This is a genomic window from Pseudomonas sp. LBUM1645, from assembly GCF_059716185.1.
Genome location: NZ_CP166811.1, coordinates 6,564,155 through 6,577,956 on the forward strand (window position 1 = coordinate 6,564,155; position 13,802 = coordinate 6,577,956).

Here is a 13,802-nt window from a genome sequence, read left to right on the forward strand (position 1 = left end):
CCTCGACCACGGAAGCCGGCCATGACCGATAAGAGCCAACAATTCGCCAGCGACAACTATTCCGGTATCTGCCCTGAAGCCTGGGCCGCCATGGAACAGGCCAACCACGGCCACCAACGCGCCTATGGCGACGACGAATGGACCGCACGCGCGTCCGACGATTTCCGCAAACTGTTCGAAACCGACTGCGAAGTATTCTTCGCCTTCAACGGCACCGCGGCCAACTCCCTGGCCCTGTCGTCGCTGTGCCAGAGTTACCACAGCGTGATCTGCTCGGAAACCGCCCACGTCGAAACCGACGAATGTGGCGCACCGGAATTCTTTTCCAACGGCTCCAAGCTGCTCGTCGCCCGCACTGAAAACGGCAAGCTGACCCCGGAATCGATCCGCGAAATCGCGCTCAAGCGCCAGGACATCCACTACCCAAAACCGCGCGTAGTCACCCTGACCCAAGCCACTGAAGTCGGCAGCGTCTATACCCCGGAAGAAATCCGCGCCATCAGCGCCACGTGCAAAGAACTGGGCCTGAACCTGCACATGGACGGCGCGCGGTTCTCCAACGCCTGCGCTTTCCTTGGCTGCTCGCCGGCCGATCTGACGTGGAAAGCCGGCGTCGACGTGTTGTGCTTCGGCGGCACCAAAAACGGCATGGCGGTGGGGGAAGCGATTCTGTTCTTCAACCACAAGTTGGCTGAAGACTTCGACTACCGCTGCAAACAGGCCGGGCAACTGGCCTCGAAGATGCGCTTCCTGTCGGCGCCGTGGGTCGGGATTCTGGAAAACGACGCCTGGCTCAAATACGCCCGCCACGCCAACCACTGCGCGCAACTGTTGGCTGAACTGGTGAGCGACATTCCAGGCGTGGAACTGATGTTCCCGGTACAAGCCAACGGCGTGTTCCTGCAACTGTCGGAGCCGGCGATCGCCGCACTGACGGCCAAGGGCTGGCGCTTCTACACCTTCATCGGCAACGGCGGCGCACGCTTCATGTGCTCGTGGGACACCGAAGAAGAACGCGTACGGGAATTGGCTGCGGATATTCGCGAAGTCATGTCCCGCTAAGCAGCAACCCGATCCCCTGTGGTGAGGGAGCAAGCTCCCTCGCCACAAAACCCTCACAAGCAGTTTCTCCCCGCTGTCCTGGTCTACATTGTCTGGCGAGCCATTTCGATCCGCTCAGACAATAATAATCAGGAGCACACGCATGTCCTTACAAGGCAAAACCCTGTTCATCACCGGAGCCAGCCGCGGGATTGGTCGTGAGATCGCGCTACGGGCTGCGCGGGATGGGGCCAACATTGTGATTGCCGCGAAAAGCGCCGAGCCGCACCCCAAGTTGCCGGGCACGATTTTCAGCGTGGCGAAGGAAGTTGAAGCCGCGGGCGGCAAGGCGTTGGCCTTGCAGGTGGATGTGCGTGATGAAGTCGCGGTACGTGAGGCACTGGCCCAAGCCAACGAACATTTTGGCGGCATTGATGCGCTGATCAACAACGCCGGCGCGATCAAGTTGACCGGGGTTCAACACATCGAACTCAAGCGCTTCGACCTGATGCACCAGATCAACACCCGCGCCGTGCTCCTGTGCAGTCAGTCGGCCCTGCCCTATCTGAAGAAAACCAAGGGGCACATCCTCAGCCTGTCGCCGCCGTTGAACCTGGCGACGAAATGGTTCGCGCAATACAGCCCCTACACCGTGACCAAATACGGCATGAGCATGCTGACGCTGGGCATGAGCGAGGAATTTGCCAGTTACGGCATCAGCGTCAACTCGTTGTGGCCGCAGACCATGATCGCCACCGCCGCCATCGAGTTTCAACTCGGGTCACGCGAGTCGTTCAAGCATGCGCGAACGCCGGCGATCATGGCGGATGCCGCCCATGTCATTCTGGACAGCAGCGGTCGCAGCATTACCGGGCGGTTGCTGATTGATGAGGAAATTCTGGGTGAAAACGGGGTGACGGATTTTGAGGGGTATCGTTTTGAACCGGACTCCACCGACAAACTGATGCCGGACCTGTTTGTCGATTGAGATTTCCACAACCCTTGTAGGAGCTGTCGAGTGAAACGAGGCTGCGATCTTTTGACTTCAAAATTCAAGGTCAAAAGATCGCAGCCTCGTTTCACTCGACAGCTCCTACAGGGTTATTGTGCAACCATCAAAACTCGATGCGCACATCCCCCTTCGGCACGCTGCAGCACGAAAGAATGAACCCTTCCGCTTCGTCTTCCTCGGTGATCCCGCCGTTGTGGTCCATTTCGACCTCGCCGCCAAGCTTCATCACCTTGCACGTGCCGCAGATCCCCATCCCGCAAGCCTTCGGAATCAACAGCCCCAACTTCGCAGCGGCGGCATGAACGGTTTCACCCGGCGCCACACGAATGCTTTTCCCGGACGCGGTGAATTCCACCTGGTGCAGGTCCGCCACGTCGATGTCCGGTGCGTCTGCGGCGATTTCGGCTTGCTCTACCGCATCGGCACGGGCTTCCGGTGGTGTAGCACCGAACGATTCCTCGTGATAACGCGACATGTCGAAACCAACCGCTTCCAGCATGCGCTTGACCGCGGTCATATACGGCGTCGGGCCGCAGCAGAACACTTCGCGCTCCATGAAGTCCGGCGCCATCAGTTCGAGCATCTTGTGGTTCAGGTAACCGCGATAACCGGCCCACGGCTCGCCCAGACCATGCTTCTCGCAGATCAGGTGCAGGCTGAAGTTATCGATCCGCGACGCCATGTGTTCCAGCTCGCGGTGGTAAATGATGTCTTTGGGCGAACGGGCGCTGTGGATAAACACCATGTCGACGTTGCCGTTGGTGTCGTAGAACCAGCGAGCCATCGACATGACTGGCGTAATACCGACGCCGCCGCTGAGGTACAACACCTTCGGCGCAGTGAAGTCCATGGCGTTGAACAACCCGACCGGCCCGTGCACCGCCAGCTCCTGGCCTTCGTGCAGGGTGTCGTGCAGCCAGTTGGAGACTTTGCCGCCCGGCACACGCTTGATGGTCACCGAAAAGCTGTAAGGCACCGACGGCGAACTGGAAATGGTGTAGGAGCGCATGATCGGCACGCCTTCGATTTCCAGCTCCAGGGTGACAAACTGCCCCGGCTTAAAGAAGAACAGGATCGGCTGGTCGGCCATAAAGCAGAAGGTGCGCACATCCCAGGTTTCCTGGATGACTTTGACGCAACGGACGATGTGTCGACCATTGGCCCAGGTCTGGGTGGTTACCGGATTCAGGAAGCTGTTGGACATGCTGTTCTCCACCGCCGATGGTCGGCCTTATGTTGGCGATTCTGCGTAACGTGCGAACCACCCATTTACCTATCTGCGACATTCACATACTTATCGCGACCAGCCTGCAACTACCGGGGGTTGCGCGTCGGGAACAGATTGGGCCATGTCGCCCATGGATAAGGTTCCGGGCAACAGCGGCCCCACACTCGCTCCATACCAAGACACAATCTTTACACCTTGCGTAGCAAACCTGATTAGCCACTTTCGCCGGCCACACAGAATGGCCTTGAGGATCAAATCGATGGACGTCACCGCAAAAATCAGCCTGGGCGATCCGCTGGAACCCGCACGCAAGGCCACCGCGCAAATGCTGCAAGAGCGCGAACGCACTTTCTCGCTGCCGCAGCCGTTTTACTCTGACGAGCGGCTGTTTGATATCGACATGCAGGAAATCTTCCAGAAAGAGTGGTTGATCGCCGGCATGACCTGCGAGATCCCGACCAAGGGCAACTACCTGACCCTGCAAGTCGGCAAAAACCCGATCATCGTGATTCGCGGCGCCGAAGGCGTGGTGCATGCGTTCCACAACGTCTGCCGTCACCGCGGTTCGCGGCTGTGCACCAGCGAAAAAGGCAAGGTCGCCAAGCTGGTTTGCCACTACCACCAGTGGACCTACGAACTGGACGGTCGCCTGCTGTTCGCCGGCACCGAGATGGGCGCCGACTTCGACATGAAGGAGTACGGCCTCAAGCCGGTGAACGTGAAGACCGCCGGCGGCTACATCTTCATCAGCCTGTCGGAGAACCCGCCGGCCATTGATGACTTCCTGTCGACGCTGACCCATTACATGGAACCGTACGACATGGAGAACACCAAGGTGGCGATCCAGACCACCTTGTTCGAAAAAGCCAACTGGAAACTGGTGCTGGAAAACAACCGCGAGTGCTACCACTGCAACGCGGCGCACCCGGAACTGTTGAAAACCCTGCTGGAATGGGACGACGTCACCGACCCGCGCGCCGACCAGGCCTTCAAGGACCATGTCGCCGCCTCCGCCGCTGCCTGGGACGCCGAAAAGATTCCTTACGCCCACGCCAGCTTCGGCCTGCGTAACCGCATCGTGCGTATGCCGCTGCTCAAGGGCACCGTGTCGATGACCCTGGACGGAAAACAAGGCTGCGCCAAACTCATGGGCCGGATCAAAAACCCGGACCTGGGCTCGATGCGCATCCTGCACCTGCCGCACTCCTGGAACCACTGCATGGGCGACCACATCATCGTGTTCACCGTGTGGCCGATCAGCGCCCAGGAAACCATGGTCACTACCAAGTGGATCGTGCACAAGGATGCGGTCGAAGGCGTGGACTACGACGTGGAACGCATGCGCAAGGTCTGGGATGCGACCAACGACCAGGACCGTCGCCTGGCCGAAGAGAACCAGCGCGGCATCAACTCCACCGCTTACCAGCCAGGCCCTTACTCCAAGACCTATGAATTTGGCGTGGTGAACTTCGTGGACTGGTACAGCGAGCGTTTGCTGAACAACCTGGGCGCGGAACCTGCGGCTTACCTCAAAGGGGTTCCGGTTCAAGGCTAAAAGCAAAAGCATCGCGAGCAAGCTCGCTCCCACAGTGGTTTGAGGCGTACACGCATTTTGTGAACGACTCGGCCAACTGTGGGAGCGAGCTTGCTCCGGGCGGCGTTCCGACGATGGCGGTCTACCTTTCATCCCCTCCCTCGACTATTCCCTCCACACCTTAGAACTGTACGAAATATGATCTATTGCGTTCAGGACTATATGCAGCGTGGTTCCCAGCCTTCAGCAAACAACTTATCCACACCTTCGCCCACAGCTAATGGGGACAAGTGTGGATTCAGTGAAAACTTTTTCCACAGAAAGCGAAGAAAATCCGTGACTTATCCAGAAGCAGGGTTTTGAGCAGTGATTGGTTGTTTTTTGATCGAAACCATGTAAGTCACGGAATACATGGATTGCAGAGGATGGCGAACACCTTATCCACAGAAGCGCCAACAGACTTTGGGGGCAACTTTGGCGGATCTGTGGAAAACCGTTGGAAGCCGCGATAAATCGGGGTTTGCGCGAGGTTTATCACCTTAAAACGATGATTTGATCGTTTTTTGATCAGCAGCCTGATAAGCCCGGTTCATATGGCCTGTAGCGGACAGCGAACATCTTATCCACAGATGCGCTAACAGAGATTGGGGGCAAGTATTGGTTCGCGTACAAAGTTATCCTCTGGAAAAAGCCTGAAAAAACCGCAAGTTAGGCTGGTTGTTTTTTGTACGAAGGGTTGCAGGGCTTGATTTGTATGGGGTGTAGCAAAGGGCGAACATGTTATCCACAGAAGCGCTAACAGGGATTGTGGGTAACCGCGATCAGGTCCTGTTGAAACACGACCAGCCCGAGTCGATATCCAGATTCAACTCATAGTCATTGAATGCACCCCACCCAAGCAAAAGCGAAGGCACGTACTCACCCAGCAACAACGACGGAGGAATCGTAAAGTCCGGGTAGTAGTCGTAGGTGATCGATTGGATATGGCCCGACAGGCTCAATTCCCCCTTGAAGGTTTGGGAACGCGGCGTGTCGGTGACATGAATGGGTGAGTTGCCCGGCGAGGAGGACGTCAGGTAATCAACATTGCCGGTGTCGATAATCGCCGGCGTGGCCCGACGATCCAGGCGTGCGGCAATGGTCAGTCTTTGATTGATGTCGATGCGCGCATAGGTAATTCGCGAATCGCATCGCGCGGGAGGTTCGGCGTTAACCTCCAGGTTTTTTTTGGTGACCTTCAAACGCCCCAACTTACCGAGTAAATCGAGCCCCAGTAAGTTCTCCCGGTCGCTGACAAACACCAGGACGTTTCTGAACTCGCTTGAGCCTATCTTTAAAGACTCAAAGATCCCGAGTTTGGCAGACAGGTCACGTTCACCATAAAACGTGCTGTAGCCGTAGTGAGAGTCGGGTAATAGCCTGATTCCCATCAGCTTCGCGGTTTCGTGGTTGACCCGGGTTTGCGGGGCGCCGGTGTCCAGAATGAAGCGCGACGAGACACCATTGGCCGCTTTGACATCGAGGTAGGGCAGCACCTCGTCAGTCGCGTGACCGCCACTGGCATAGGGATGAATCGCGAGCACTTCGTGCCGTGTCGTTCTTTTCACAGAGAAATCGGCGAGCGATCTGAGTGTCGCGAGGGATTCGCTGCCGAACATGGAAAACATTGCGTTGAGTTCAGGATCATTAGCGATTGCCTGAGCATGACGATGCTTGATCGCCAGATAGTATTCGGGGATCTGGTTTGCGGTTTTGGCCTCGAACATTCGGGCGAAAACGGACACTGAACAATTCAGGTTTTTTTCAGCATCCAACACCTTGTCGCACTGCTGTTTCAGCTGCACCAAGGACGCTTTTTGTCCCTGTTCGGACTCTAACCATGTGTAGAAATCCGGTGCTGCCGGCCGGGTATCAGCCATCGAACCTGTTGCTGCACACATAAAAAATGCAAGCAGCACCAGAGACGACTTTAAATTCACGCCGCCGATCAGACATGTCTCACGCCGACTGACCGCCCTCATGTTCAACCCATTCTTGAAAACGAGTTTTATGAACTAGCGCTGCGGCAACCCTGAGCAGCTCATAGTGAAATGTAGCTCACTAGGGCCGATACATCAGGTAGGCCTCACCCGTGACCCGAATCATCGGATGGGGAGTGATCTGGCAGGTATCGACGACACGAAACCCATGTCGCTCGTAAAACCGACGGGCGCCGGTGTTCACGGCATAGTCGATCAGGCTCAAACCGTTGAGCCCCAGCTGGTTGGCACGGTCGTAAGCGTAGGCGAGGAATTGCTTGCCCAGGCCCTGGTTTCGCCAGCCTTCATGAAGCGCCAGGCTGGAAATGTAGAGTGTGTCGGGGATTTCCATCTTGGCGTACGGCGCCAGAACCGGATCGGTCACTGGAGGCGCCAGCGGATCGTGACGCATCACGTAGCTGTGCAACATGCCAATGACGTTTCCATCAGCCTCGGCGATGAGGCAGTTCTGATAAGAAAAATCTACGTCGTCACGGGCGTAACGACTGGCGCCCACGTCCAGTAAATCCTGACCGGGCTGCGCCAGTTGGCTCCAGATGTAATCCGCAGCGCCTTCTGATGAAATCTGAAACAAACGAGCAATCTCCCGCGCATCCGCGCGCAGGGCCGAACGAAACTCAACTGCCATAATTTTTCCTTGTGGGAGCGAGCTTGCTCGCGATAGCGGTCTTTCATTTAGCATTTATGTTGACTGTTACACCGCCATCGCGAGCAAGCTCGCTCCCACAATGGATAGCGGTGAATTGAGTTAGCGGACCACGCCTTCTTCGATCAGTAACTTGAGAATCGCCTCGGCCCCCGCCTCGGCACTCAACCCTTTAAGCACTTGTCCGCCTCCACCGCTGGCCTTGGCCGTCGCGGCTTTCATCCGGTCTGCGCCGCTCTTGGCCTTGATCACCTTTAAGCGTTTAGGCCGTGGCTTGGCCGGTTGCAGGGTGGCGACCGCCAGCAGTTCATCGTCGATCACTTCGACTTCATCCGCCTGCAACACCCCGCGTCGGGCCGGGCCGTAAGCGCTCTGCCGAGGCTTCGGCGCGGCGTTATCCACAGTTGCGAGAAACGGCAGCCGTACTTTCAAGCGACGGCGCTGACCACGCGGCAAAGCTTGCAGCACCAGCGCTGAATTACCGTCGATGGATTCAACTTGAGCCAGCCCGACTACCAGTGGCCAGCCCAGATTTTCCGCCAGCAGGAACGGCAACATGCCCGAGCCTTCACCGGTTTCCGCCTGGCTGCCGGTCAGCACGACCTGAGCCCCGGCGTCACGCAAATACGCGGTCAATGCCGGCAGTGCATCGGCACCTTCCGGCTGTTCAAGCACATGCAACTGTTCCAGGCCCATGCCCAGATACGCACGCAACGCCGGTTCCGCGACGTCGCCGGCATGCAGCACTTGCAAGTTATCCCCAGCGAGTTGCAGGCCCAGCTCCACCGCCCGCGCATCCTGCTCCGCGCGACGTGGCCGGCCGGAGGTCGGGTGGGCGCCGATGGACACCAGGCTGATGATTTTCGTGCTCATAACCCTTTCCTTTCCTTAAGCCGCATCGCGCTTGGCTTCATTGCGGTAAGCCTCTACCGCATCGATCAAGGCTTGAAGAATCTCGGCGCTCTCACCGATCACCGACAGGTCGGCCCGTTTGATCATGTCGCAGCCAGGATCGAGGTTGATCGCCACCACCTTGTCGCAGGCACCGATGCCTTGCAGGTGCTGGATCGCCCCGGAAATCCCCACCGCCACGTAAACCCGCGCGGTGACCCAGGTGCCGGACGCGCCGACTTGGCGGTCGCGCGCCATGAAGCCATCGTCCACCGCCACACGGGACGCGCCTTCGGTAGCGCCCAACGCTTCGGCGGTCCTGTGGAAAAGTCCCCAGTCCTTGACCCCGTTGCCGCCGGAGAAGATGAACTCGGCTTCGGCCATCGGAATCGCCGCCGGATCGACCGCCACCGCGCCCAAATCCTCGATGCGCGAGAGACTGCGGGCAACCGCTGTGGATAACTCCACCGGCAAGGCTTCGTGACGGGTTTCGCTGACCGGTTCGGCGCATTCGACGGCGGCCAGAATCAAGCGTGCCACCGGGCGCGCAAGGTCTTGCAAACCGGCGCCGGCGCGACCGATGCATTCCTGATCCTTGACCTGCCAGACCCGCGTGGCCGGGCGTTCGCCCAGCGCGGCGGCAAAGCGTCGACCCAATTCACCGCCGCCGCTGCGGCTGTCCGGCAGCAACCAGTGACGCGGGCTGAACTGGTTATCCACAGCCCGCAGACCCTGGACCCGTTGTTCCGGTGCATAACCGCTGAACTCGTCGCCTTCCAGCACCAGCAAGCGATCAACGCCAGCGGTGGTGAAGGCGTTTTCTTTATGTTCACCGAAGACCACGGCCAATACCGCGCCATCTTTGCCGGCCAACTGATGAGCCAGGCCGAGCAAGTCACGGTCGTGGCTGCTCAAGCGGCCGCCGACCATGTCCGGTACCACGCTGATGTAAAACGCCGGTTGCGGGACTTGATGCAGCGGCAATTGCACTTCAACGGCGGCCGAGCGTTTGCTCGCCCCGCCCTGTTGAGCGCCGCTGCGGTCGATCCGTTTGATGCCATTGGGACCGATAAAACCGATGCCATGGGGATTCTTGCGGATGACGCCATTAGGCCCCATCCAGCTGTGTTGCGCCGGTTGCATGGCCGCATGCAGCGGGTGCAGACGGTTGCGGGCGATCCATTCGGCGCGTGGGTCGCGGCGGATAATGTCGCTCATCAGTGGGCCTCCGCAGGTTCACGTTGGGCCGGTTTGGTCGGCTTGCTCGGGGCAGCGTCTTCGAGCAACGCGTCCGCCACCAGTTCGGCGATGTCCTTGATCAGCGGCCGGGGTTCGACCACGCCTTCGAGCATCGCGGTGCACTGTGGACAACCCACGGCCACCAGTTCGGCGCCGGTTTCGCGGATGTCTTCCATGCGCATGTCGGGGATCCGTTGCTTGCCCGGAATGTCGGTGATCGGCGCACCGCCGCCACCACCGCAGCAGCGCGAGCGGAAACCTGAGCGTTGCATTTCCTTGATCTCGATCCCCAGGGCGCGCAGTACTTCACGCGGTGCCTCGTATTCGCCGTTGTAGCGGCCGAGGTAGCACGGATCGTGATAAGTCACGCTGCTGCCTTTGTGCTGACCGAGGTTCAGGGCGCCTGCGCCGATGATCTCGGCCATGTAGGTACTGTGGTGCTGCACGAGGTAGTTGCCGTCGAAGGCGCCGTACTCGTTTTTCAGCACGTGGAAGCTGTGCGGGTCGCAGGTGACGATGCGGTTGAAGCTGTATTTGGCCAGGGTCTGGATGTTGCGTTTGGCCAACAATTGGAAGGTGGCTTCGTCGCCCAGACGTCGGGCCACGTCACCGCTGTCGCGCTCTTCAAGACCCAATACCGCGAAGTCGACCTTGGCCGCTTTCAGCACTTTGACGAAGGCGCGCAAGGTGCGCTGGTTGCGCATGTCGAAGGCACCGTCGCCGACCCAGAACAGCACGTCGACCGACTTCTTCTCGCTCATCAGATTGAGGTTCAAGTCCGCTGCCCAGTTCATCCGCCCGCCCGGTGCGAAACCGCCAGGGTTGTCGGTGGCGATCAGGTTTTCCAGGACTTCGGCACCCTTGTTCGGGGTCGCGCCTTTTTCCAGGGTCAGGTGACGGCGCATGTCGACGATGGCATCGACGTGCTCGATCATCATCGGGCATTCCTCGACGCAGGCGCGGCAGGTGGTGCAGGACCACAAGGTTTCAGCGTCCACCAGACCGTTGACGATCGGTTGATGCGGGTTGCCGGCGTGTTCGCCGATGGCCTTGCCCGGATACGGACTGCCGGCGAACTTGGCATCGGTGCCGCCAGCGAGGCCGACCACCATGTCCTGGATCAGTTTTTTCGGGTTCAGCGGCTGGCCGGCGGCGAACGCCGGGCACGCGGCTTCGCATTTACCGCACTGCACGCAGGCGTCGAAACCGAGCAGTTGGTTCCAGGTGAAATCCTTGGGTTTTTCCACGCCCAGTGGCGCGTTTGGATCGTTCAGGTCCAGCGGTTTCAAACCGGTGGAACGGCCGCCGCCAAAACGCTCGGCGCGACGGTGCCAGGCCAGGTGCAATGCACCGGCGAAGGCGTGCTTCATCGGCCCGCCCCAGGTCATGCCGAAGAACAGTTCGCTAACGCCCCACAGCACACCGACGCCGAGGATCGCAGCCACCACCCAACCGCCGAAGTTTTCCGGGAGGATGCCGGCGACCGGCAGGGTCAGGAGGAAGAAACTCGCCGAGAATGCCAACAGGCTTTTCGGCAGGCGCATCCACGGCCCTTTGGAAAGGCGAGCCGGTGGGTTGCGACGACGCAGGAACATGAAAATCGCACCGACGAACATCACCGCCGAGGCAATCAACAGGGCAACACCGAGAATGCGATTGTGCAGGCCGAAACCGTGAACCAGGATCGCCAGCACAATCGACGCCACCGCACCGCCAGCCGTGGCGACGTGAGTATTGGCGATGTATTTGTCCCGCGCGACCACATGGTGCAAATCGACCATGTAGCGTTTAGGCATGGCGAACAGGCCGCCGATCAGGTCGACTTTCGAAGCCCGGCCCTGGCGCCACATAGCCACCCGCCGCAACGCGCCGAGGACAGCGAGGCCCAGGGCTGCGAACAACAGGATTGGAAGAAGGGTGTTCAACATGGTGGAGCTCCCAAAGACCGCAGGGTCTTGCAGGCCAAACTACCTGGATGCCTTGCTCGAATCCCTGTAGGAGCAGAGCTTGCTCGCGATGGCGGTGTTTCTACCGCCAAAGATGCATCGGATGTTCCAACGCTATCGCGGGCAAGCCTTGCTCCTACGGGTTATCCACAAGCTCTTAGAAATCCTTGCACAACCGCAGCGCGTCGTAGATCGCCGCGTGGGTGTTGCGCTGCGCCACGCAGTCGCCGATGCGGAACAGCAAGTAGCCGTCGCCCGGTTGGCTCAGCGAAGGCTGCGGCTTGATCGCGAACAAGGCTTCGATGTCCATCTGGCCTTTGTTGCGCGAGCCTTCCTTCATGGCGTAGTAGATTTCTTCGTCCGGACGCACGCCGTTTTCGACGACGACCTGGTCCACCACCCGCTCCTCTTTGGCGCCGGTGTATTCGTTTTCCAGCACCGCCACCAGCTTGTCGCCTTCGCGGTAGACCTTCTCCAGCATCATGTCCCCGGTCATGATCACTTCTTTCGGGTACATGCTGCGGTAGTACGTCGGGAACGAGGTGCCGCCAATCGCTACGCCCGGTTTGATGTCGTCGGTGACGATCTCGACCTGGCTGCCCTTGTCGGCGAGGAAGTCGGCGGTCGACATCCCGGTGAACTCGCAAATGGTGTCGTAGACCAGCACGTTCTTGCCTGGTGCAACCTTGCCGTCGAGGATGTCCCAGCTGCTGACGACCAGGCCTTCAGCCGCGCCCCAATGTTCGTTCTGCTCCAGGAATGGATGGCCGCCGACGGCGAGTACTACCACGTCCGGACGCAGGTCGAGAATGGTTGCCGCGTCGGCCGCCACGCCCAGGCGCAGATCGACTTTCAAACGCGCCAATTCCAGTTGGAACCAACGGGTGATACCGGCGATCTGGTCCCGTTGCGGGGCTTTCGAGGCAGTCGTGATCTGGCCACCGATGAATTCTTTCTTCTCGAACAGGGTCACGTCGTGGCCACGTTCGGCCGACACACGCGCAGCTTCCATCCCCGCAGGGCCGGCACCGACCACCACAACTTTGCGCTTCACACCGGTCGATTTCTCGATGATGTGCGGCACGCCCATGTATTCACGGGAGGTCGCAGCGTTCTGGATGCACAACACGTCCAGGCCCTGGTACTGACGGTCGATGCAGTAGTTGGCGCCGACGCATTGTTTGATCTGGTCGACCTGACCCATTTTGATCTTGGCGATCAGGTGCGGGTCGGCGATGTGGGCGCGGGTCATGCCGACCATGTCGACGTAGCCGCCTTCCAGAATCCGCGTTGCCTGGTTCGGGTCCTTGATGTTCTGCGCGTGCAAAACCGGGGCCTTGACCACTTCTTTGATACCGGCGGCCAAGTGCAGGAATGGCTCCGGTGGATAACTCATGTTCGGAATAACGTTGGCCAGGGTGTTGTGGGTGTCGCAACCCGAACCTACCACGCCAATGAAGTCGATCATGCCGGTGTCGTCGTAGTACTTGGCGATCTGCTTCATGTCCTCGTGGGACAAGCCGTCCGGGTGGAACTCGTCACCGCACAGACGGATGCCGACGCAGAAATCCGGGCCGACTTCAGCCCGCACAGCCTTGATCACTTCCAGGCCAAAACGCATGCGGTTCTCGAAGCTGCCGCCCCACTCGTCGGTACGTTTGTTGACTCGCGGGCTCCAGAACTGGTCGATCATGTGCTGGTGCACAGCGGACAACTCGACGCCATCCAGGCCACCGGCCTTGGCCCGTGCCGCGGCGCTGGCGTAGTTGCCGATCACCCGCCAGATTTCTTCCGGCTCGATGGTTTTGCAGGTCGCGCGGTGCACCGGCTCACGGATGCCCGACGGCGACAGCAGGGTTGGCCAATGCTCGCCGTCCCAACGGGAACGACGACCCATGTGGGTAATCTGGATCATGATCTTGGCGCCATGCTTGTGCATGGCATCGGCCAGGTTCTGGAAGTGCGGAATGATCCGGTCGTCGGCCAGGTTGACCGACTTCCACCAGCCTTGCGGGCTGTCGATGGCCACGCTGGAGGAACCGCCACAAATCGCCAGGCCGATCCCGCCCTTGGCTTTCTCTTCGTAATACTTGACGTACCGGTCGGTGGTCATGCCGCCGTCGGTGGCATAGACCTCAGCGTGCGCGGTGCTGAGCACGCGGTTGCGGATGGTCAGTTTGCCGATCTGGATCGGCTGGAACATTGCTTCGAAAGCCATGGCGGGTT

General features: G+C 59.5%; 10 protein-coding genes. 3 read left to right on the forward strand and 7 right to left on the reverse strand.

The window, feature by feature from the left end; all coding sequences use genetic code 11:
- The first annotated feature begins 21 nt into the window (after positions 1 to 21).
- Together ACA079_RS29930 and ACA079_RS29935 are read left to right on the forward strand one after the other, a co-directional pair.
- Positions 22 to 1,062, forward strand: coding sequence for a threonine aldolase family protein (locus tag ACA079_RS29930; protein WP_497701873.1), 1,041 nt, complete (start codon positions 22 to 24; stop codon positions 1,060 to 1,062).
- 142 nt (positions 1,063 to 1,204) lie between these two features.
- A complete protein-coding gene (locus ACA079_RS29935) occupies positions 1,205 to 2,029 on the forward strand; it encodes an SDR family oxidoreductase (protein WP_497701874.1) in 825 nt (274 codons plus the stop codon).
- Between the two features lie 127 nt (positions 2,030 to 2,156).
- Here the strand turns inward: ACA079_RS29935 and gbcB are convergent, their stop codons facing one another.
- Positions 2,157 to 3,257 carry a glycine betaine monooxygenase reductase subunit gene (gbcB, locus tag ACA079_RS29940; RefSeq protein WP_497701875.1) on the reverse strand — a complete coding sequence of 367 codons (1,101 nt, stop codon included), beginning with the start codon at positions 3,255 to 3,257 and terminating at the stop codon, positions 2,157 to 2,159.
- Between the two features lie 283 nt (positions 3,258 to 3,540).
- On the opposite strand from gbcB, the gene gbca reads away from it, so the two are divergent.
- The gene (gene gbca / locus ACA079_RS29945) at positions 3,541 to 4,836 is read left to right on the forward strand and encodes a glycine betaine monooxygenase oxygenase subunit (RefSeq protein WP_497701876.1); all 1,296 of its coding nucleotides are present in this window, start codon (positions 3,541 to 3,543) and stop codon (positions 4,834 to 4,836) included.
- Positions 4,837 to 5,636: 800 nt separating this feature from the next.
- Here the strand turns inward: gbca and ACA079_RS29950 are convergent.
- From ACA079_RS29950 to dgcA, 6 genes are all read right to left on the reverse strand, one after another.
- Positions 5,637 to 6,836, reverse strand: coding sequence for a retropepsin-like aspartic protease (locus ACA079_RS29950; protein ID WP_497701877.1), 1,200 nt, complete (start codon positions 6,834 to 6,836; stop codon positions 5,637 to 5,639).
- A gap of 79 nt (positions 6,837 to 6,915) precedes the next feature.
- Positions 6,916 to 7,482, reverse strand: coding sequence for a GNAT family N-acetyltransferase (locus ACA079_RS29955; RefSeq protein ID WP_497701878.1), 567 nt, complete (start codon positions 7,480 to 7,482; stop codon positions 6,916 to 6,918).
- A 120-nt stretch (positions 7,483 to 7,602) separates the two neighbouring features.
- Complete coding sequence (etfB, locus tag ACA079_RS29960; RefSeq protein ID WP_033060746.1) at positions 7,603 to 8,373, reverse strand: electron transfer flavoprotein subunit beta; 771 nt, start codon at positions 8,371 to 8,373, stop codon at positions 7,603 to 7,605.
- 15 nt (positions 8,374 to 8,388) lie between these two features.
- Entirely contained in the window at positions 8,389 to 9,609 is a 1,221-nt protein-coding gene (gene etfA, locus ACA079_RS29965) for an electron transfer flavoprotein subunit alpha (RefSeq protein ID WP_497701879.1), read from the reverse strand.
- Positions 9,609 to 11,558, reverse strand: coding sequence for a dimethylglycine demethylation protein DgcB (gene dgcB / locus ACA079_RS29970; RefSeq protein ID WP_415771895.1), 1,950 nt, complete (start codon positions 11,556 to 11,558; stop codon positions 9,609 to 9,611). Before dgcB ends, etfA begins: the two co-directional genes overlap by 1 nt.
- A gap of 175 nt (positions 11,559 to 11,733) precedes the next feature.
- Positions 11,734 to 13,794 (reverse strand): dimethylglycine demethylation protein DgcA, encoded by a 2,061-nt coding sequence (dgcA, locus tag ACA079_RS29975; protein ID WP_415758822.1) that lies wholly within the window; start codon positions 13,792 to 13,794, stop codon positions 11,734 to 11,736.
- Between the last annotated feature and the right edge of the window lie 8 nt (positions 13,795 to 13,802).